This window comes from Pseudorhodoplanes sp., assembly GCF_050250235.1.
GTDB lineage: Bacteria > Pseudomonadota > Alphaproteobacteria > Rhizobiales > Xanthobacteraceae > Pseudorhodoplanes.
Genome location: NZ_JBFWPA010000032.1, coordinates 43,033 through 63,613, shown reverse-complemented (window position 1 = coordinate 63,613; position 20,581 = coordinate 43,033). Strand labels below are relative to the sequence as shown.

Genomic DNA, 20,581 nt, shown 5'->3' with positions numbered 1-20,581 from the left:
CGGGCTTGCCGGAGCCGAAGTTCAGAGCGTGGCGCGATCACGTCGGCGCGAGACCGCTGAGGTTTTAATCGTTTCGTAAGCGGCGTTGGTTACCGGTTGGTGTAGTGTCACCTTACGGAGAGTTCGCCATGAGTTCATTGCCAGAATCCGGCCAGGACCCAGCCTCCGGCGCTGCGGAGCCCGGGAATTCCGATGCCGCGGATGCCGGCGCCCCCGAGATCAAGGTCGAGCCGATCGGTCACGCCGGGCAGGAGAGGCTTGCGGACGACAGGGCGCCCGTTCTGTTCGTGCCGGCGGAGCGTCAGCGGTTCGGCCGTGCGGCGGTGCTAGCCGTCGCGATCGCCCTGTCGGCTGCGATCGGTTCGGCGGTGGGCGCGATGGCGGCGGTCGCCTTCGCAACCCCGCAACCGTCGATCCCGAGCGATGCGCCCACCGTCGAGGTGAACGCGCTGCGCGGTGTGATCGCCAAGCTCTCCGCCGAGGTCGTGGCACTGAAGGCGAGCGTCGACAGCAACGCGAAATCGGCCAGCGCGCAGCTGGCGAAGATCGCCGATCGCGTTGAGCGTAGCGAGAAGGCCCAGGCGGAACCCGCCTCTCGCGTCGCCAAGCTTTCCGAACTGATGGAGCGCCTGGAGCGCCGCAGCGCTTCAACCGCAGCGGCGCCGGAAACCACGGGCTCGATCGCGGCCAAGCAGCAGGACCGGCCGCCGGTCGTGGACGGCTGGATGCTGCGTGAAGTGTTCCGTGGCGGCGCTGTCGTGGAGAACGAGCGCATGGGCATTTTCGAAGTGGTGCCTGGTGCCAACCTTCCGGGGCTCGGCCGGGTCGAGACCATCCGGCGTCAGGACGGTCGCTGGGTGGTGATCACGCCGAAGGGGCTGATCGTCTCGCAGCGCTGAAGCCCGGGCTTCCTTGATGCGGCGGCGGCGTCAGGTCGATGGCGCCGCTTTTTTGTTGGGCAGTGCGCCGCTGGGCCGCACGGCGAGGTGAATTGTCGCGTTCCGTTCCGCCATGTCATAGTTTGGCATCAGGCAGGAGCGGCGCATGCGGGGTTCTATCGGTGTTGCGGGCGCGGCGATAGCGGCGCTCTGTCTCGTGGGGGCGCAAGCCGCCGCCTTCGAGCGGATCCAGGCACCGTCGCCAAAGCCCGAAATGACGGAGAACTGCCCGGGCCTTGTCGCCTTCAACCGGTCGCGTGTGCTCCCGGCGTCGCTGCAACTGGCGCAGCTCAAGTTCGATCAGGTCCGCATCACCTATATCGGCCATTCCACCTTCCTGATCGAAAGCCCGCGGGTGGTGAGGATTGCCACCGATTATAACGATTATGTCCGGCCCCCGGTGCTGCCCGATATCGTCACCATGAATCGCGCGCATTCGACGCACTACACCGACAGCCCCGATCCCGGAATTCCGCATGTGCTGCGCGGCTGGGCGGAGGAGCGTGGCAAACCGATGCGTCATGACCTGAACGTCAAGGACGTGCGGGTGCGCAACGTGCCGACCAACATCCGCGATTACGGCGGCGGCACCGAGCGTCACGGCAATTCGATTTTCGTGTTCGAGATTGCGAACATGTGCATCGCCCATCTCGGTCATCTGCATCACACGCTGACCCAGCAGCAGTTGAACGATATCGGCCGCATCGACGCGGTGCTGGTGCCGGTCGACGGCAGCTACACGCTCGATCTCGACGGCATGGTCGAGGTGATGGAAGGGCTGAAGGCGCCGCTGATCATTCCGATGCACTACTTCAGTGTCTTCACGCTGAACCGCTTCCTCGATCGCATGCGCGAAAAATTCGACGTCGAATTCTCCGATACCCCCTCTGTGGTGATCTCCAAGACCACGCTGCCCGCCAAGCCCAAGGTGCTGGTGCTGCCGGGACGCTAGCCGGCCCGCCACCGATCCGGACGCCCGGCGGAATTGCTGAAATTTTGAAAAAATATCGTGTTTTCAGGGGTTTCGGAACGAAACCGCTTGAGTTGCGTTGGGCTGCAATGCACAAGCACGCGACCGATTCGTTAACGTGCATTTACCCGCTTGAGAGACATCAATGGCCGTTGCCTGGACCACCTGGAAGACCTTTCCCGCCCAGCATTCCGACCTTCCGATCGACGCGCCGGACGGGCCTGGCGTGTTCGAAGTGCGGCACATGGCAACCGGCGAGCAGATCGCGTTCGGCGTCTCGGCGAATGTGGCGGACAGCCTTGAGATTCTGATCCAGCCTCCGGCGTCGGGACTTCGCTCGATCTTTGCCCGCAAGCGCATCGCTCATCGGCCGGTCGACCTGGAATTCCGGGTCTGTGCCACGGCCTCTCTCAAAGAGGCGCGCGCCGAAGAAGAGCGGCTGGACGGGTTGCGCCGGGCCTATATGCAGCGGCGCAAGGCGTCCGGCTGGGCCTGAACCGTTTGGCTCAGATCAGTTGCTGCCGCAACTCGCCCGCGAGCGCGCGCAGCTTTGGCAGGAACCGATCGACCATGGTATCGAGCGAACCGCGTTCGGTGTGAGCGCCGACATTCAGTGATCCCAGCGCCTTTCCGTCGAGCCGTTGCAGCGCGACGGAGATCGAGCGGAACCCCAGTTCCACTTCCTGGTCCACCAGCGAATATCCTTCCGCCCGCGCCCTCAGGATCGCACGCCGCAATTCATTCTTGCCGGTGACGGTTTGGGCGGTGAGCGGCTTCGGCCGGACGCGCGACAGCAACGCATCCAGCCGCTCGTCGTCGAAGCTGGCGAGCAGGATGCGGCCGAGTGAACTCGATACGGCCGGCAGGCGCATGCCGATCTGTCCGCTGAGCTGAAGCACGCGCGCGGGAGAGGCATGGGCGATCATGACCATGTCGTCGCCGTCGAGCACGGCCGCCGAACAGGCCTCGCCAATGTCTGTACTGAGCCGCTCCAGCGCCGGCTGGATCAGGGTTGAGACCGGGTTGGAGCTCAGATAGGCGCCGGCCAGCATCAGCACCCGCGGCGTGAGCCGGAACATGCGCCCGTCGGTTTCGGCGAAGCCGAGATGGATCAACGTGTGCAGAGTCCGCCGCACCGATGCGCGCGGCAGACCGACGAGTTTGGCGATGTCGCTCAGCGAGAGCTGACGGCGGTCCTGACCGAAGGTCTGGATGATCCGGAGGCCGCGGGCCAGCGCCTCCAGGAATTCGGGTCCAGCCGTCTCTGCAAGGCGCTCCTCAGGCTCTGATCGTCTGATGCGCGGCATGCGAAATTGCTCTCAGGAAAGCCGATGTTCCCCTGGGCCTGACAGAGATTGAGTCTTGCCCTTGGAGCCTCAGTCTGATGTAATTCGAACTCATGTTCGGTCTACGAACATAGTGGATTTCTTTTGGTCAGGCCAGCCTCCCTCAGGAGACCGTTGTCATGCTGAGCGCGGAACAGAACGAGCTGATCACACGCACCAATCCGGGCACCCTGGCTGGCAAACTGCTGCGGCGTTATTGGCAGCCCGCCGCGCTGGTCGAGGAACTGGCAACCAACCGTCCGATCAAGCCGGTGAAGCTGATGGGCGAGAACCTCGTGATCTTCAAGGACGGGCAGGGCCGCTACGGGCTGATCGATCGGGGTTGCCCGCATCGCGGGACCGATCTCGCTTTCGGCCGGCTGGAGGCCGACGGCCTGCGCTGCGCCTTCCACGGCTGGAAGTTCGACGTGAACGGCAAGTGCCTGGAGACCCCGGCGGAGCCGGACGGCTCCAATCTCTGCGCCAATATCCGGCAGAAATCCTATCCGGTGGTGGAGAAGAGCGGCATCCTGTTCGCCTATATGGGGCCGGGCGAACCGCCGGCCTTTCCGGATTTCGACTGCTTCGTTGCGCCTGACGAATACACCTTCGCGTTCAAAGGGCTGATCGAGTGCAACTGGCTGCAGTCACTCGAAGTCGGTATCGATCCGGCGCACACTTCGTGGCTGCACCGCTTTTTCGAGGACGAGGATACGTCGAAATCCTACGGCAAGATGTTCCGCGATTCGACCTCCGACGCCGACATGCCGATGACCAGGATCATGCGCGACTTCCCGCGTCCGCGCATTGAAGTCGAGCACACCGATTACGGGCTGCGGCTATCGACGCTGCGCCAGATCAGCGACCAGTCGATGCATGTGCGCACCACCAATCTGGTCTTCCCCAATGCGTTCATGATTCCGATGAGCCAGGAGATGACGATCTCGCAATGGCATGTGCCGATCGATGAGACGACGCATTACTGGTACTGCATCTTCACGAGCTTCGGCCAGAAGGTCGACAAGGAAGAAATGCGCCGCCAGCGGCTTGAGCTCTACGAACTGCCGAATTACGTGCCGCGCAAGAACAAGTCCAACGATTACGGTTTCGATCCGCACGAGCAGGCGCACGAGACCTATACCGGCATGGGCGCCGACATCAACATTCACGACCAATGGGCCTGCGAGTCGATGGGTCCGGTCCAGGATCGCACGAAAGAGCATCTGGGTCAGTCCGACAAGGCCATCACCGCCTACCGGCGGCTGCTGCGGACGGCCATAGAACAGGCCGGAAAGGGCGAGCGAACGCTGATGGTGCTGGACACCAATGAGGCGCCCGCGATCACCGGACCGGTCTGCGTTGATGGCGTCGGTCCCGTGGCCGACTGGCAGGGCTATGCGAGGACGGCACACGAGCGCCGCCGCAAGACCAAGAGCTGGGCCAATGGTCATTAATTTTTGTTCCGCCCTCCCCTGAAAGGGGAGGACCGGCATGCGAAGCATGCCGGGGAGGGGTCTCTCCGATGCTCTCTCCACTTGACCCCCACCCGACTGCCTTCGATATGCTTCGCAGTCGACCTCCCCCTTTCAGGGGGAGGTGAGCAAGCTGGAGCAATGATGTCCTCCCGCGACCGCGCATCCCTGAGTTTCGTCGAGCGTCACAATCTGTGGAGCGACGAGCAATACCGGCTCGCCGCCTCGGTCGAAAAGCAGATCGAAGAGCGCAAGCTGGAACTGGTCCGTTTCTCCTTCGCGGACCAGCACGGCGTGCTGCGCGGCAAGACCCTCGTCGCCGCCGAGGCCGCGAAGCTGATGCGAAACGGCGTCTCCATGACGACGACGCTGCTCGCGAAGGATACCTCGCATCGCACGGTGTTTCCGGTGTTCACGCCCGGTGGCGGCTTCGCGATGCCGGAGATGCAGGGCGCCGCCGATTTCCTGATGATCGCCGACCCCTCGACCTTCCGGGTGCTGCCCTGGGCGCCGAATACCGGCTGGGTGCTGTGCGATATCTATTTCCCGAACGGCAGGCCGGTGCCGTTCTCCACCCGGCAATTGTGCCGCGACCAGCTCGCAATCCTGCGTGAATCCGGCTTCGACATGATGACCGGTCTGGAGGTCGAGTTTCATCTCTACAGGGTCGAGAACCCGCGGCTGGCTCCCACGGACGCCACCTGGCCGGGCGAACCGATCGATGTGAGCTACATCCATCAGGGCTTCCAGCTTCTGACCGAGGCTCGCTCCGACCAGATCGAGCCGGTGCTGGAGCCATTCTGGCGCGCCGTGACGGCGCTCGGTTTGCCGTTCCGGTCGCTGGAAGTCGAACTCGGGCCGAGCCAGTGCGAATTCACGTTCCGCCCGGAAACAGGCATCGCCTCCGCCGACATGATGGTGCTGTTCCGCAGCGCGATGAAACAGATCGCGCGCCGGCATGGACTGCATTGCACCTTCATGTGCCGGCCGGGATTGCCCAATGCGTTTTCCAGCGGGTGGCATCTGCATCAGTCGCTGATCGACATCAAAACGAAGGCCAACGCGTTCGTCTCGCATGATCCGGCGCAGGTGCTGCCGCCGCTCGGTCAGCATTGGCTCGGTGGCCTGCTTGCCAACGCGCGCGCCGCGGCGGCCTTCACCACGCCGACCCTGAATGGTTACAAGCGATACCGCGCCTATGCGCTGGCGCCGGACCGGGTGATCTGGGGACAGGATAATCGCGGCGTGATGGTACGTGTAATCGGTCAGCCGGGCGATCCGGCAGCGCATCTGGAAAACCGGATCGGAGAGCCGGCCGCCAACCCGTATCTCTATCTGGCGGCGCAGATTGCCTGCGGCATGGACGGTGTCGCGCGCCGCCTCGATCCTGGACGGTCCGCCGACACGCCCTATGAGACGCAAGCGCCGATGATGCCCAAGAATCTCGGTGAGGCGCTGGACGCGCTGCGCGGCAATGCGTGCTTCAAGACCGCTTTCGGCGAGAACTTCGTGGACTATTTCATCCGCATCAAGGACGCCGAGATCGCCCGCTTCCGCGCCGAAGAAAAGGACGATAGCCCCGAGGTGACGCGCTGGGAGCAGAAGGAATATTTCGATCTGTTCTGACGCGCCCCGGCTTTGGGTCGGCAGAAACCGGGTGGTGTGGGCGTGACGAATGCGTAGATCGTCATCGTGAGGATGGATTCCGATGGCTCACGACGCGCCGAACTATCTGAGCTTCCATACAGCGATGGGCTTTTGCGGCATCGCCTGGAACGACGTCGGCATCGTCTGTTTCCGATTGCCCGCGGCGAGCGCCGCCGCCGCCGATCGGCTGATATTGCGCCGTCATCCGCAGGCCGCCCCGGGCTTGCCTCCGGCGCCGGTGGCTGACGCCGTTGCCGCAGCGACACGCTATTTCGAAGGGCAGGAAACCGATTTCTCCGATTGCGCGCTCGATCTTGGTGCGCAGAAGCCGTTCTTCGCCCGCGTCTACGATACGGTGCGAGCCTTGAAATGGGGCCAAACGACCACCTATGGCGCGGTGGCGAAAGACCTGGGGGCCGGACCTGAGGCGGCGCGCGACGTCGGGCAGGCGATGGCGACAAATCCGGTGCCGCTGATCATACCGTGCCACCGGGTGCTGGCTGCGGGCGGCAAGGTGGGCGGTTTCTCCGCACCCGGGGGGTCGGCTGCCAAGGCGCGCATGCTCGCGCTCGAAGGAGTTCGCACGCAGCCGCTGCCGCCTGCGCAGCAGGCCTTCGGCTTTTAGCCTGGGCCCTTCGCCTGTCATCGACATGTCGGATTTTTCACGCGAACCGGCTTCCACTCCGCTCCAAAACGCTCTAAGCGGGCCGCTTCGTTTTTGCAGCCCGCCCGCCAATGATCCGCATCGACAATATCTCCAAGCAGAACGGCCACCAGATTCTGTTCATCGAGGCCTCGGCCGCTCTGCACAAGGGCGAGAAGATCGGCCTCGTCGGCCCGAACGGCGCCGGCAAGACCACCCTGTTCCGCATGATCGCGGGAACGGAGCAGCCCGATGAGGGTCAGGTATCCGCCGATCGAGGACTGACCATCGGCTATTTCAGCCAGGATGTCGGCGAGATGAGTGGCCGCAGTGCGGTCGCGGAGGTGATGGAGGGGGTGGGTCCCGTCAGCGCGGTGGCCGCGGAGCTGAAGGAACTCGAGACCGCCATGACCGACCCGGAGCGCGCCGGCGAGATGGACGAGATTCTCGAACGCTACGGCGAGGTGCAGGCGCGGTTCGAGGAACTCGACGGCTATGCGCTCGACGCGCGGGCGCGCGAGGTGCTGACGGGCCTGGGCTTCAGCCAGGAGATGATGGACGGCGATGTCGGTAACCTCTCCGGCGGCTGGAAGATGCGCGTGGCGCTCGCGCGAATTCTCCTGATGCGGCCCGACGCCATGCTGCTCGACGAACCGTCAAACCATCTCGATCTCGAGAGCATCATCTGGCTGGAGAACTTTCTCAAGGGTTACGACGGCGCGCTGCTGATGACCTCGCACGATCGCGCATTCATGAACCGCGTGATCAACAAGGTGATCGAGATCGATGGCGGTACGCTGACCGGGTATTCGGGCGACTACGAATTCTACGAGCAACAGCGCGCGCTCAACGAGAAGCAGCAGCAGGCGCAGTTCGAGCGCCAGCAGGCGATGCTCGCGAAAGAGATCAAGTTCATCGAGCGTTTCAAGGCGCGCGCGTCGCATGCGGCGCAGGTGCAGAGCCGGGTCAAGAAGCTGGACAAGATCGAGCGGGTCGAGCCGCCCAGGCGCCGTCAGGCGATCGCGTTCGATTTCCTGCCGCCGCCACGCTCGGGCGATGACGTCGCCAGCCTCAAGAACGTCCACAAGGCCTATGGCAGCAAGCGGATTTATGAAGGGCTCGATTTCCATGTCGGGCGCACCGAGCGCTGGTGCGTGCTCGGCATCAACGGGGCCGGCAAGTCGACCCTGTTGAAGCTTGTGACCGGCTCGACCGAACCGGACGAGGGCAAGGTCACGGTTGGTGGAAGCGTGAAGCTCGGCTATTTTGCGCAACACGCCATGGACCTGCTCGACGGCGAACGCACGGTGTTCGAGGAACTCGATTATTCGTTCCCGCAGGCCGGGCAGGGGCAGTTGCGGACGCTCGCCGGCTGTTTCGGCTTTTCCGGCGACGACGTCGAGAAGCGATGCCGGGTGCTGTCAGGCGGCGAGAAGGCGCGGCTGGTGATGGCGAAGATGCTTTTCGACCCGCCGAATTTCCTGGTGCTGGACGAGCCGACCAACCATCTCGACATCGCCACCAAGGAAATGCTGATCGCGGCGCTGTCGCGCTACGAGGGGACGATGCTGTTCGTCTCCCATGACCGGCATTTCCTTGCGGCCTTGTCCAATCGAGTGCTGGAGCTGACGCCGGACGGCGTCCACACCTATGGCGGGGGCTATACGGAGTATGTCGCGCGCACCGGGCAGGAAGCGCCAGGCTTGCGCAGTTGAGACGGAATATTACTCCGCCGCCACCCGCACCGGCGCCGCATGCTGTGAGATGAAATAATCCATTGCCGCCTGCACGCCACCCTTCTTGTGCGGGACTCCCGCGAGCGACAGCGCCATTTCAGTCGCGGCCAATGCGCCAATGATGGTGGCGTCGTTGGTGTCACCGAGATGACCGATGCGGAACATCTTGCCGGCGAAGCGGCCGAAGCTTGCGCCATAGGAGATGTTGAACGTGTCGAGCGCCAGTGAGCGGAAGGCGTCGCCGTCATGACCTTCGGGCATCAGGATCGCGGTGATGGTCGAGGAGTAATATTTCGGGTCGCGGCAGATGATCTCCAGATCCCAGTGTCGGACTGCGCGGCGCACGCCTTCGGCGAGCCGGTCGTGGCGCGCGAACACATTGTCGAGACCCTCCTCGTGCAGCATCGCGATGCCTTCGTTCAGTCCGCCGAGCATCAGCGTCGCCGGCGTATAGGGGAAGAAGCCGACCTTGTTCATGTTCAGCATCTCTTCCCAGTCGAAGAACGACTTGGGCAGCTTCGCGGTCTTGTAGGCGTCCAGCGCCTTCGGGCTGAGCGCATTGAACGACATGCCGGGCGGCAGCATCAGACCCTTCTGCGCGCCGCCGACTGCGACGTCCACGCCCCATTCGTCGTGGCGATAATCCATGGAGGCAAGCGAGGAGATGGTGTCGACCATTAGCAGCGCCGGATGACCGGCGGCATCGATCGCCTTGCGGATTTCGGCGATCGGCGAGGCGCAGCCGGTCGAGGTCTCATTGTGCAGGACGCAGACCGCCTTGATCTCCTTGCCGGTGTCCTTCTTCAGATAGGCTTCGATCAGGTTGGGATCGGCGCCGACCCGCCAGTCGGTCTCGATGAATTCCGGCTTGAGTCCGAGCTTCTCGGCCATCTTCTTCCAGAGCGTTGCGAATTGCCCGGTTTCCACCATCAGCACGCGATCGCCCGGCGACAGCGTGTTGACCAGGGCGCCTTCCCAGGCGCCGGTGCCGGTCGCGGTGTAGATCACCACCGGATTGGCGGTCTTGAAGATGGTCTTGATGCCCTCCAGCGCCTTCTTGGCCATTTTCGAGAATTCGGGACCGCGATGGTCGATCACCGGCGTGTCCATGGCGCGCAGAACCCTGTCGGGGACCGGGGTCGGCCCGGGGATTTGCAGGAAATGGCGCCCGGCGGCGCGCGAGGAATTCTGGGCCATTGTCGAGAAGCTCCAGCAAGATCATAGGCTTGTAGCAAGCCGAAACGGGTCGCGGTGGCGGCCCAAACTTGCCGGGATGAACACCGAATGCCACAGTTCGGTCAAGTCCAAACGCGGCATGGCCTGATAGCAAAGCCGTATCGACCGCGACCGGACAGCGCGCGCGCCTGGGTCGGGCGCCGGAGGAGCAACGTTTGGCTGATACCTTGCGGCCGGTTCTGGAACGGCGGCTCAAATCCGGGATTGCGGGCGACGTCTCCTTCGACCGCTTCACCCGCGGGCGCTATGCCACCGATGCATCCCATTACCAGATCATGCCGGTCGGCGTGGTCGCCCCTCGGACCATGGACGATGCAGCGCGGGCGATCGCGATCGCGCGCGAGGAGGGGGTCTCGGTGCTCGCGCGCGGCGGCGGGACCTCGCAATGCGGGCAGACGGTGAATGCGTCGCTGGTGATCGACTGCTCGAAATATCTCAACCGGATTCTGGAGCTTGATGTCGAGGGAAAACGCTGCGTGGTCGAGCCCGGCATCGTGCTTGACGATCTCAATCGCGCATTGAAGCCACATGGCTTGTGGTTTCCGGTCGATATTTCAACGGCGTCACGCGCGACCATCGGCGGCATGACCGGCAATAACTCGTGTGGCGCGCGTTCGCTGCGTTACGGCAACACGCGGGAGAACGTGATTTCGGTGAACGCGATCCTCTCAGACGGCCGGGCGCAGGCTTTTGGTCCTGCGTCGCCGAGCCTCTCGGAATTTCCCCCGTCATCGCCGATGCACGCGCTTGCGTCCGATCTGCTGGCGCTCGGTGCGCGCGAAGCCGACGAGGTCGCCGCGCGCTTTCCGAAAGTGCAGCGCCGCGTCGGCGGCTACAATCTCGATGCGCTCCTGCCCGGCCGCAACGACCTCAACCTTGCGCATATCCTGATCGGATCGGAAGGCACGCTCGGCTTCACCACGCAGGTCGAACTGAAACTGTCGCCGCTGCTCGGCCGGCGCGCGGTTGGCGCCTGTCACTTCGGCCGCTTCTACGACGCGATGGATGCCGCCCAGCACATCGTGCGGCTGAAGCCGATCGGCGTCGAACTGATCGATCGCACCATGATCGAACTGGCGCGCGAGATCGCGATCTTCCGCCCGACGCTCGAGCAATTCGTGCGCGGCGCACCGGATGCGATCCTTCTGGTGGAATTCGGCGAGGACGATCACGACGAGAATCTGCGCCGGCTGAAGCAGCTCTCGGCGCTGATGGGCGATCTTGGTTATGCATGGACGAAGGACGGCCTGAAGCAGGGTGGGGTGGTGGATATCCTCGATCCAGCGCTGCAGGCGGCAATCACCGAGGTTCGCACCTCCGGCCTCAACATCATGATGTCGATGAAGGACGAAGGGAAGCCGGTCTCCTTCGTCGAGGATTGCGCGGTGCCGCTGGAGCATCTTGCGGAGTACACCTTGAGGCTTACCGACGTGTTCGAGAAGCACGGCACCCGCGGCACCTGGTACGCGCATGCCGGCGCCGGCTGCCTGCATGTGCGGCCCGTGCTCAACCTGCGGCTCGACAAGGACGTAAAGGCGATGCGCGCGATCGCCGAAGAAGCCTTCGCGATGGTGCGCGCCTACAAGGGCTCGCATTCCGGCGAGCATGGCGACGGCATCGTGCGTTCGGAATTCCATGAATTCATGTTCGGGTCGAAACTGGTGCGCGCGTTCGAGCAGGTGAAGGCACGGTTCGATCCGGACGGCCTGTTCAATCCGGGAAAGATCGTGCATGCGCCGAAGTTCGACGATCGGGCCAATTTCCGCTTCGGCCCCGGCTATCGCGGCGAAGACGTCGCGACCCGGCTCGACTGGTCGGCCTGGCCCGGCTCGGGCGGCGGGTTCCAGGGCGCGGTCGAGATGTGCAACAACAACGGCGCCTGCCGCAAGATCGAAGGCGGCGTGATGTGCCCGAGTTACCGCGTCACCCGCGACGAGCGCGACGTGACGCGTGGGCGCGCCAATTCGCTGCGTCTCGCCGTCACCGGCCAGCTCGGGCCGGACGCGCTGTCCTCCGACGGGATGGCCGAGACGATGAAGCTGTGCGTCTCCTGCAAGGCGTGCCGGCGCGAATGTCCGACCGGTGTCGATATGGCGCGCATGAAGATCGAGGTGCAGGCGGCGCGTGCGGCGCGGTTCGGTTTCCCGCTGCGCGACCGGCTGGTCGGCTGGCTGCCGCGCTACGCGCCTTATGCAATTGCATTTCCCTGGTTGATGAATGCACGCGATATCGTACCCGGCGCGGCGTGGCTGTCGGAGCGGCTTGCGGGTTTCTCGGCGAGGCGGAGTTTGCCGCAGTGGCGGCGGGATGTGTTTCGGGACGTCATTCCGGGGCGCGGGCGGGAGCCCGCGAACCCGGAATCCATAACCACGACCGGGAGTATGGATTCCGGGTCCGGCACTGTCGCGCCGTCCCGGAATGACGAACACCAGGTCGTCCTGTTCGCCGACACCTTCAACCGCTATTTCGAGCGCGAGAATCTCGACGCCGCGGGCGCGGTGCTGACGGCAGCGGGATACATCGTGCAGGTCGCGCAGCCGGCCGATGACAGGAAACGCCCGCTTTGCTGCGGCCGCACTTTTCTGTCGGTCGGCGCCGTCGATCAGGCACGTGAGGAAGCTGAACGCACGCTGGCCGCGCTCGCGCCATTCATCGACAGGGGGATCCCGGTGGTCGGGCTCGAACCGAGCTGCATCCTGTCCTTCCGCGACGAGATTCCGGCGCTGGTGAAATCCGATGCGGCGGACAAGCTGGCCGGGCTGGCGCTGACCTTCGAGGAATTCCTGGCGCTCGAACACAAGGCCGGTCGCCTCGATCTGAAACTGAAATCCACGCCGGGGCGCGCGCTGGTGCATGGACACTGCCACCAGAAGGCGTTCGACGCCTTCGGCCCGGTGCAGACGGTGCTGAAGCTGATTCCCGATCTGAAAGTCGAGACCATCGAATCGAGCTGCTGCGGAATGGCGGGCGCGTTCGGCTACGGCGCCGACACCATCGACGTGTCGCTTGCCATAGGCGAGTTGTCGCTTCTGCCTGCGGTGCGGAAGGCACCGGACGACGCCATCATTGTCGCCGACGGCACCTCATGCCGCCACCAGATTCACGACGGCACCGGCCGCGAGGCGCTGCATCTCGCGCGCGTGCTGGCGGACCGTCTTTGAATTCCGGCTGCGGAAATGAAAGCCGTTGTCAATTCAATCCCACCGCCAGCTTGAAGCGAAACTGCGCGCGGTCGAAATTGTCGAGATCGTAGCGCAGATCGGGATTGTCGATCGAGCGGCCGGAGATTTGCGGCTGCCATGTCGCGTTGAAGGCGATCTTGTCCGTGATCTTCCAGAGCAGCGTCGGTCCGAGATAATAGGCGTAGCCCACGCGTTCGTTGAACCGGGTCCCTGCATAAGCCATCAACTGCCGCAGTTCCGCTCCGACGAACAGATTCTTCGACAGCTGAAACGAAAGCGCAGTCGAAAGCCACGAACCGGACGATTCCACCCAGGTGCTGCGGTCCTCGATCAATTGCTGGCGCTGGCCGACCCAGATCGCGTTGGCGGCCCAGTAAACCCGGTCGGGCACCAGCGCCGCGTCGACCAGGATTTTCACCGCTGCGCCGTAGCCGTCGGTGCGTTTGCCGCTGGTGAGGTCGATCCATGCCCGGTACGGCTCGAACGAAAGGGTAACGGCAAAGGGATTTGTGGCACTGCGCTCGACCAGCCGATGCTTGAGTTCGAAAGTGAGCCCCTCGAATGCGGTAGAGCTGCGATCGTCGAGTTCGGTGACGCCGCGGATGCGATGGTTGGCGACGAAGGCGGAGCCAGCCATCCACCAGTTCTCCGCGAAGGTGTAGCCGAGTTCCGCCTTGTTGCTCAGAACGTTGTAGCTGCCGGTGCGCTTGCCCTCGAATCCGTTCAGTTCGTCGGCGAAGCCGAGATCGCCCTTGTTCCCGACATCGGTCGCGGAGGTGAAACCGAAAATGTCGTCGCCGGGCACCTCCGGAACGCCATCTGGCTTGTCACCATCCGTGCCGCTCTTGGTTTGAGCGTCCGCGTTCACGGTCATCGCGACTGGTGCGGCGCAGACAAGGACAAGACAGGTCAGAAACCGCAACTGCCTGCTCGCCCGAGTCGGCTTCCGCAGGCTCGGTGCTGAAGTCCCATGCTGCAACATATCGCCCCCGCGTCCCGCTCTATCTGGTCGGATCGACGCACGATCGCCGAACCTGCTCCATCTCCTGTATCGCTATTAGGAAGCGTTCGCAACTAGAATACCGATAGTCCGCCTGCTCGGCCGTCACCTCTTTCGCATGGGCTGGGGTTTGGCTTGGGCCGGGGCGGATGCAGGACAGCAGGACACCGGCTGCATCGTTCAACCGGCTATAGCGAGGCTACTCTGCGAGGGTCGCGGTTTGCGGCTCAATCCTCTCCGTAAGCCACGGTCGACAGCAGCGCAATTTCGGCGCGCCGCGAGTCGAGCCGCGTGTGCTGGACCACAATCGGCACGTCGGATTCGAATACCGATGCATAGTCGGTGTCGAGCGGCACCGGCTCGGGATCTTTCAGATCGTTGAAGCGCAGATGCAGGGTGCGACGCGCCGGCACCGAGACGCGATAGTGCACCGGCTCGCGATCCGCGAAAAACACGCTGAGCCGGATCTTGGCGTCGCGCTCCCCGGCATTGAGGATACAGGCGGTCTCATGGGAAAGCAGGGCACGGTGCTGCGAAATGCTCTCGGACGGAATGTAGCCCTCGGGAATGGCCCATCGCGTTTTTCCGATCGCCGGCATGGCTTGTCTCCTCGCTTTTCTGTCAGTTCGGACGATAGGCGCTGCGCCCCTCCGGGACCGCGGACGCCGAATGAGGCAGCGAACCGGCGCTTGCGGTTGCTCCGAGGGTCTCCGCTCCGGTCAGCGCGGTCAGGAAGCGGCCCGGCCATTCGTTGATGTCGTTCTTTGCAAGAATGGCGTAGAGCGCGTTGTGCCGGGCGCGGCGTTCCTCGATCGGCATGGTCAGAGCGCGGTATATGGCGGCGGCGACCGCCTCCGTGTCGTAGGGATTGACCAGCAGAGCAGGCTTGCATTCCACGGCGGCGCCCGCGAACCGCGACAGGATCAGCACGCCCGGATCGTCGGCATCCTGCGCCGCCACATATTCCTTGGCGACCAGGTTCATGCCGTCGCGCAGCGGGGTGACCAGCGCCGCACGCGCGGCGCGGTAGAGCCCGGCCAGGGCGGTTCTGGTATGCGCGCGATTGACGTAACGGATGGGCGTCCACGATGCCTCTCCGTACTGGCCGTTCACCCGGCCGACGGTCGAGGAGACGTTGCGCTCCATGTCCATGTATTCGGGAATTTCGGAACGGCTCTTGGGCGTGATCTGGAGATAGGTCACGTTGTCACGCCATTCCGGGTAGGTGGCGAGGAAGCGCTCGAAAGCCTCGAGGCGGTTCTGGATGCCCTTCGAATAATCGAGGCGGTCGACACCGATGATCATGGCGCGGCCGGACAGCGACGACAGCACGCCGTCGGCGAAGGACGACCTGATGGCGCGGCGCGCCATCTTGTTGAAGCTGTCGGTTTCCACCCCGACCGGGAAGTCACCGATGCGCACGATGCGCTCACCGGTGTCGTAGCCGCGCTTGCGGTCCCCTGGAAAGTGGCACTCGCTTTCCACATAGCGAGCGAAATTCGCAGCGTCGGTCTCGGTCTGGAAGCCGCAAAGATCGTAGTGGCAGAGTGCGGAGATGATGCGCTCATGGTGCGGCAATCCGGTGATGATCTCCACCGGCGGAAACGGCGTGTGCAGGAAAAAGCCGATGCGGTTGCGGTGTCCGCGTTCGCGCAGTGCCTTCGCCAGCAGCAGGAAATGGTAGTCGTGAACCCAGACGACGTCGTCGGGCTTCAGCAGTTCGTGCAGTTCGTCGGCAAAGTGATCGTTGATCTGCGTGTAGCCCGAAAGGTCCTGGCGCGAGAATTCCGCGAGGTCGAGGCGGTAATGCAGAATCGGCCACAGCACGCGGTTGGCAAAGCCGTAATAGAATTCGTCATAGGCCGCCTTGGGCAGGTCGGTGAGCACGAAGGAGACCGGGTCGCCCTCGATGGTGCGGGTCGCCAGGATGTTGGTCGACAGCTTTCCGCTCCAGCCGAACCAGATACCGGGATTGCGCTTGAGCGACGCCATCACGGCGACCTCGAGGCCGCCGGCCCGGGTGACGGACTTCGGTGCCGACACCCTGTTCGATACGACGACTAGCCGCGCCAATACCGGTCCTCCCAGCTTCGTGACAGACGCATCGCGGTCAGGATCAGGCCCGCCATCGAGTAGGTCTGCGGGAAGTTGCCCCAGAGCTGCCCGTTCTGCATGTGAATATGCTCCGCCAGCAGGCCGTAGCGATTGGTGTATTTGAGCGCGTCAACGAACAGGTCGCGCGCCTCCTGCTTGCGGCCGAGCGACCACCAGGCATCGATCAGCCAGAATCGGCAGATCAGGAATTCGCCCTCCGGCACGCCGAAATCGTCCGGACTGGCGTAGCGCATAACGTGGTTGCCGCGCAGAAGTTCACGTTCCATGGCGGCAACGGTCGAGACGAAGCGCGGGTCCTCGGCTTCCACCACGCCCAGTTCATGCATCAGCAGCACACTGGCATCGAGGTCGTCGGAGCCGAACGCCGCCGTGAACGCACCGCGCTTCGCGTTCCAGGACTTCTCCATCATGGCGGCGTGCAGGCGGTCGGCGACGTCGTTCCAGTGATTGGCGCGTTCGACAGAACCGAGCCTCTGCGCGATCGCAGCGAGACGGTTGCAGCCGGCCCAGCACATCGCGACGGAATGCGTGTGGACGCGCTGGCGCCCGCGATATTCCCAGATGCCGGCGTCCGGCGTGAGCGCGAGCCGTTCGGCCTTGCGGCCCAGAACTTCGAGCAGATGGAACAGCGATTCGTCTCCCATCTGCGGCAGCCGGCGGTCGAAGAACATCGGCATCGCAGCAAGAATCACGCTGCCATAGGTGTCGTGTTGTGCCTGTTCGGCGGCCGCGTTGCCGATGCGGACCGGTCCGTCGCTGCGGAAGCCTGCAAGATTTTCCGCGACGCGCTCGTCCATCGGGTCGGCCGGCACGATCGGATAGACCGGACGGATCGTCTCCGCCTCCTCGGACACGAGGTTGATGATGTAGAGGATGAAGTCTTCCATCGTGCGGGTGGCGCCGATCCGGTTCAGCGCCTTCACCACGAAATACGCGTCGCGCAGCCAGCAGAACCGGTAGTCCCAGTTGCGTTGCGAGTGCGGGGATTCCGGGATCGAGGTGGTGTGAGCCGCGACGATGCCGCCGGTTTCCTCGAAATTCGAAAGCTTCAGGGTGATGGCCGAGCGGATCATCGCGTCCTGCCAGTCATAGGACAGATTGAGCCGCCGTACCCATTCGCGCCAATAGTCTCTGGTCTTGTCGAGAAAATCGCGGCAGGTCGGTCCCAGCGCGGCGGGAAATGGCTCGTCGGCGCCGAACACCATGTAGAGTGGGCGCGTCAGCACAAACGAGGATTCGCGCTCGATGTAGGACAGCGGTGCGTCGGTGGTGAGCCGCAATTGCATCGCGCCGCCCCAATAGCGGATGTGGTTGCTGCCGAGCGCCTGATGCGTGACCGGAATGCCGTAATCGTAGGTGGGGCGGAACCGGATGGTGATGCGCGGCAATCCGGCAATCGGCTCGATGATGCGGATCAATTGCGGTGCGCGATAGGTGCGGTCGAGATTCTGGAATCGCGGCGCGAAATCGGTGATGCGCACGGCGCCGCCATGCGCGTCGGTGAGTTCGGTGACGACGATCGGTGTGTTGCGCAGATATTGCGATTTCACATCGCGGATGCCGTCAAGCACGACGTCGGTGAAGCCTTTTTCTTCATCGCCCGCGAGCAGCCGGCAGAATACCGGATCGCTGTCGAAGCGCGGAAAACACCACCAGGTGATGCGTGAGCCGGGCTCGAGCAGGGCCGCGGTGCGGCCATTGCCGATGATCGCGAGGTCGAGGCCGTAATCTACCCTCGGCTGCGTCATCGGCGCTCCTCGCTGAGATGACGCAACCATCCACGCACATCCTGCGGTCCGTCGAAATTGAAGCTCGTTCCCGGTACGACTCCGCCGACCGAGAAGCCGGTGCCGTGAAAATCCGGCAGTACCGCGAATGCGGCATTGTCGGTGACGTCGTCGCCGACGAAGATCGGCTTGCGACCAGTGAAAGGCGGCACGCTCATCATCTCCCGCAGTCCGGTGCCTTTGTCATAGCCGCCGGGCTTGATCTCGACCACGGCCTTACCGGGAAGAATTTCGAGCGAGTCGCAGCGATCATTTTTGCAGACAGCGGTGACGCTTTTCATGATCTCGCCGCCCAGATGCGGCGCCAGCCGATAATGGATCGCCAGCGAATAGCCTTTGTCTTCGACGATCACCCCGTCGCCGATGCGGCCGATTCGCGAGAATTCAGCGCGCAAGGCATCGTCCAGCATCGCGTTGTCGGCCCGCCTGATCTTGCCATCGGGTGCGAAGCGGATTTCCGCACCGTGACCGCCGACGGCGGCGAGCCGCAGCGGATCGAACAGTCGGTCCATCTCGGCAATTGGCCGGCCGCTGACAAAGGCCACGGCGCCCGCAAATTCTCTTGAAAGAGCTGCCAGCGTCGCCCGCAACGCATCCGACACCTTCACCTCAAGCGGGGTGGAGGCAATATCGAGCAAGGTGCCGTCGATATCGAGGAAAATCGCGTTGGTATGAGGGTCGATCGTGGGAGGTAGCTGGTCGGGGCGCGGCTTCGCGGGAGGGGCGGGATCCACGGAGAATTCGCGGCTATCTTGATCGGTCTTGGCAAGGCTGTCAGGCATGCGGCGCAGGCTAACTCATCTTCCAGCCACCGTCGCTTCGCTGCAGTCGCGGCGTCGTGAGGCGGCCGGTTGTTTGGAGACCATGGGGGAGGCAGGCGTGCCCCACGGAAGTGGCGTCAATTTGAGCCCAGGCAAGCGGCGGGTTTGGGCGGCGGATTTGGATTGCGGTTTCCTTTCACGACCGGCAGGCGATTTAACCCTTCGTGGCGGTTATGGGAACCCGCTTGGGTGCAACGCAAAACCGCGCGCAAAGTTCCATTCGGCGCCGGCCCTAACCGTGCTTGACCCGGAGCGGGAAATTTCGACGATTCAGCCATCGGGTTAATCGGAACTTCCGGGTGAGGCATGGCGCCGCGTTTGCGTATCGGTTCGATCACATGGTTCGAACGGCCGGTTCCGTTTCGCATACCCTTCCGCTTCGGCTCCGCCACCGTTACCGCCGCGTCCCAGCTCTTCCTGTTCGTGGAAATCGAGACCGGGGACAGCCAAGGCAGCCAGGTCAGCCTCGGCGCCACGGCTGAGCTGATGGTGCCGAAATGGTTCAACAAGGATCCGGCACTGACCCCGGACGAAACCGTCGCGCAGTTGCGGCGCGCGCTGGTGATCGCGCGCGATGCATATCTGCAACGGCAGGCGCTCGATACCGCGTTTGGGCATCATGCGGCTTGCCATGCCGCGGTGCTGCAAGCCTGTGCGCGCGAAGGCATTCCGGGCCTGGCTGCCGCATTCGGGCCTGCGCAGATCGACAAGGCGATCCTCGATGCGCTGTTGCGCGCTCATCGCCTCGATGTCTTCAGCGGGCTCCGCAGCAACATCGCGGGACTCGATGCGCGGCTCACCCCCGACATCGATGACTTGGCGATTGCAGGCTATCTGCAAAGCCGCAAGCCGCTGTCGCGCATCATGGTGCGGCATACCGTCGGCATGGCCGATCCGGTCGAACAGCTTCCGGATATTCATCGGCTGACCGGCTGCCGCTATTTCAAGCTCAAGCTGTCCGGCGATGTCGCGGCGGACGTAGACCGGCTCCAACGCATCGCGCGTAAGCTCGACGCGGGCGACTTCGATTATCGCATCACGCTGGACGCCAACGAGCAATATGGCAGCCATGACGCCCTGACCGCGCTCGGCGACGCGCTGCTGCGCCAGGCGCAATTTGGAAATTTTCTGCAACGGCTGCTGTATGTGGAGCAGCCCCTGCCGCGCGATCTGACCGTCACAACTCCGCTCGGCACGTTTGGAGAGAGCTTCGCCGTCATCGTGGACGAAGCGGAGAGCGACTACGACACCTTCCCGCAAGCGGTCGCGCTCGGTTATCGCGGCATATCCTCAAAGGCCTGCAAGGGCATCTACAAGTCATTGGTCAATGGAGCGCGGGCGGCGCGCTGGCTGGAGACGGGAACGGCGCGAACCTTCGTCGCCGCCGAGGACCTAACCTGTCAGGCCGGCCTGGCGGTCCAGCAGGATCTGGCCCTCCTGGCCTTCCACGGGATCGCGCATTCGGAGCGCAACGGGCATCATTTTGTCGGCGGTTTCCCGTCCACTCGGGCCGAGGAAATGCGGGCCTTCAGGAGCGCTCACCCCGACCTGTACGAAGAGCGCGACGGACAGGCTCGGCTGGCGATCTGCGGCGGAGCGCTTGCGATCGGGTCGCTGTCGCAACCCGGGTTTGCGTCCGGTGTAGACCCTCAGTACATCCGCCGCTCCGCGACCGATTTCCAGGAGCCTGCGCCCCAGTAAATCGAGGG

General features: G+C 63.8%; 16 protein-coding genes. 9 read left to right on the top strand and 7 right to left on the bottom strand.

Features of this window, described 5'->3' with window-relative positions; genetic code table 11:
- The first annotated feature begins 128 nt into the window (after nucleotides 1-128).
- From AB7F49_RS16105 to AB7F49_RS16095, 3 genes are all read left to right on the top strand, one after another.
- Nucleotides 129-899 carry a hypothetical protein gene (locus AB7F49_RS16105; RefSeq protein ID WP_428524054.1) on the top strand — a complete coding sequence of 257 codons (771 nt, stop codon included), beginning with the start codon at nucleotides 129-131 and terminating at the stop codon, nucleotides 897-899.
- Between the two features lie 145 nt (nucleotides 900-1,044).
- Nucleotides 1,045-1,890, top strand: a complete 846-nt coding sequence (locus AB7F49_RS16100) for an MBL fold metallo-hydrolase (protein WP_428524052.1) — start codon at nucleotides 1,045-1,047, stop codon at nucleotides 1,888-1,890.
- Nucleotides 1,891-2,053: 163 nt separating this feature from the next.
- Nucleotides 2,054-2,404: a hypothetical protein gene (locus AB7F49_RS16095; RefSeq protein ID WP_428524050.1), complete on the top strand. Its 351-nt coding sequence runs from the start codon at nucleotides 2,054-2,056 to the stop codon at nucleotides 2,402-2,404.
- 10 nt (nucleotides 2,405-2,414) lie between these two features.
- On the opposite strand, the gene AB7F49_RS16090 is transcribed toward AB7F49_RS16095, so the two are convergent.
- The gene (locus tag AB7F49_RS16090; RefSeq protein ID WP_428524048.1) at nucleotides 2,415-3,215 is read right to left on the bottom strand and encodes an IclR family transcriptional regulator domain-containing protein; all 801 of its coding nucleotides are present in this window, start codon (nucleotides 3,213-3,215) and stop codon (nucleotides 2,415-2,417) included.
- A gap of 158 nt (nucleotides 3,216-3,373) precedes the next feature.
- Between AB7F49_RS16090 and AB7F49_RS16085 the strand changes: the two genes are divergently transcribed.
- From AB7F49_RS16085 to AB7F49_RS16070, 4 genes are all read left to right on the top strand, one after another.
- Nucleotides 3,374-4,687, top strand: a complete 1,314-nt coding sequence (locus AB7F49_RS16085; RefSeq protein ID WP_428524046.1) for a Rieske 2Fe-2S domain-containing protein — start codon at nucleotides 3,374-3,376, stop codon at nucleotides 4,685-4,687.
- A 186-nt stretch (nucleotides 4,688-4,873) separates the two neighbouring features.
- On the top strand, nucleotides 4,874-6,331 hold the full coding sequence (locus tag AB7F49_RS16080) for a glutamine synthetase family protein (RefSeq protein ID WP_428524058.1): 1,458 nt from the start codon (nucleotides 4,874-4,876) through the stop codon (nucleotides 6,329-6,331).
- Nucleotides 6,332-6,413: 82 nt separating this feature from the next.
- Nucleotides 6,414-6,977, top strand: coding sequence for a methylated-DNA--[protein]-cysteine S-methyltransferase (locus AB7F49_RS16075; RefSeq protein WP_428524044.1), 564 nt, complete (start codon nucleotides 6,414-6,416; stop codon nucleotides 6,975-6,977).
- Nucleotides 6,978-7,087: 110 nt separating this feature from the next.
- Nucleotides 7,088-8,710, top strand: coding sequence for an ABC-F family ATP-binding cassette domain-containing protein (locus tag AB7F49_RS16070; protein ID WP_428524042.1), 1,623 nt, complete (start codon nucleotides 7,088-7,090; stop codon nucleotides 8,708-8,710).
- Nucleotides 8,711-8,719: 9 nt separating this feature from the next.
- Here the strand turns inward: AB7F49_RS16070 and AB7F49_RS16065 are convergent, their stop codons facing one another.
- On the bottom strand, nucleotides 8,720-9,928 hold the full coding sequence (locus AB7F49_RS16065; RefSeq protein ID WP_428524040.1) for a pyridoxal-phosphate-dependent aminotransferase family protein: 1,209 nt from the start codon (nucleotides 9,926-9,928) through the stop codon (nucleotides 8,720-8,722).
- A 194-nt stretch (nucleotides 9,929-10,122) separates the two neighbouring features.
- Here AB7F49_RS16065 and AB7F49_RS16060 point away from each other — a divergent pair, with 194 nt between their 5' ends.
- The gene (locus tag AB7F49_RS16060) at nucleotides 10,123-13,128 is read left to right on the top strand and encodes an FAD-binding and (Fe-S)-binding domain-containing protein (protein WP_428524038.1); all 3,006 of its coding nucleotides are present in this window, start codon (nucleotides 10,123-10,125) and stop codon (nucleotides 13,126-13,128) included.
- A gap of 28 nt (nucleotides 13,129-13,156) precedes the next feature.
- Here AB7F49_RS16060 and AB7F49_RS16055 read toward each other — a convergent pair whose 3' ends face one another.
- From AB7F49_RS16055 to otsB, 5 genes are all read right to left on the bottom strand, one after another.
- On the bottom strand, nucleotides 13,157-14,023 hold the full coding sequence (locus AB7F49_RS16055) for a hypothetical protein (RefSeq protein ID WP_428524036.1): 867 nt from the start codon (nucleotides 14,021-14,023) through the stop codon (nucleotides 13,157-13,159).
- 353 nt (nucleotides 14,024-14,376) lie between these two features.
- Nucleotides 14,377-14,748 (bottom strand): sensory rhodopsin transducer, encoded by a 372-nt coding sequence (locus AB7F49_RS16050; RefSeq protein ID WP_428524034.1) that lies wholly within the window; start codon nucleotides 14,746-14,748, stop codon nucleotides 14,377-14,379.
- 22 nt (nucleotides 14,749-14,770) lie between these two features.
- The gene (locus AB7F49_RS16045; RefSeq protein WP_428524032.1) at nucleotides 14,771-16,222 is read right to left on the bottom strand and encodes an alpha,alpha-trehalose-phosphate synthase (UDP-forming); all 1,452 of its coding nucleotides are present in this window, start codon (nucleotides 16,220-16,222) and stop codon (nucleotides 14,771-14,773) included.
- Complete coding sequence (locus AB7F49_RS16040) at nucleotides 16,210-18,012, bottom strand: glycoside hydrolase family 15 protein (RefSeq protein ID WP_428524030.1); 1,803 nt, start codon at nucleotides 18,010-18,012, stop codon at nucleotides 16,210-16,212. Before AB7F49_RS16040 ends, AB7F49_RS16045 begins: the two co-directional genes overlap by 13 nt.
- Nucleotides 18,009-18,833 (bottom strand): trehalose-phosphatase, encoded by an 825-nt coding sequence (gene otsB, locus AB7F49_RS16035; protein ID WP_428524028.1) that lies wholly within the window; start codon nucleotides 18,831-18,833, stop codon nucleotides 18,009-18,011. Before otsB ends, AB7F49_RS16040 begins: the two co-directional genes overlap by 4 nt.
- A 345-nt stretch (nucleotides 18,834-19,178) precedes the next feature.
- On the opposite strand from otsB, the gene AB7F49_RS16030 reads away from it, so the two are divergent.
- Nucleotides 19,179-20,573 (top strand): hypothetical protein, encoded by a 1,395-nt coding sequence (locus tag AB7F49_RS16030; RefSeq protein WP_428524026.1) that lies wholly within the window; start codon nucleotides 19,179-19,181, stop codon nucleotides 20,571-20,573.
- Nucleotides 20,574-20,581 lie beyond the last annotated feature (8 nt).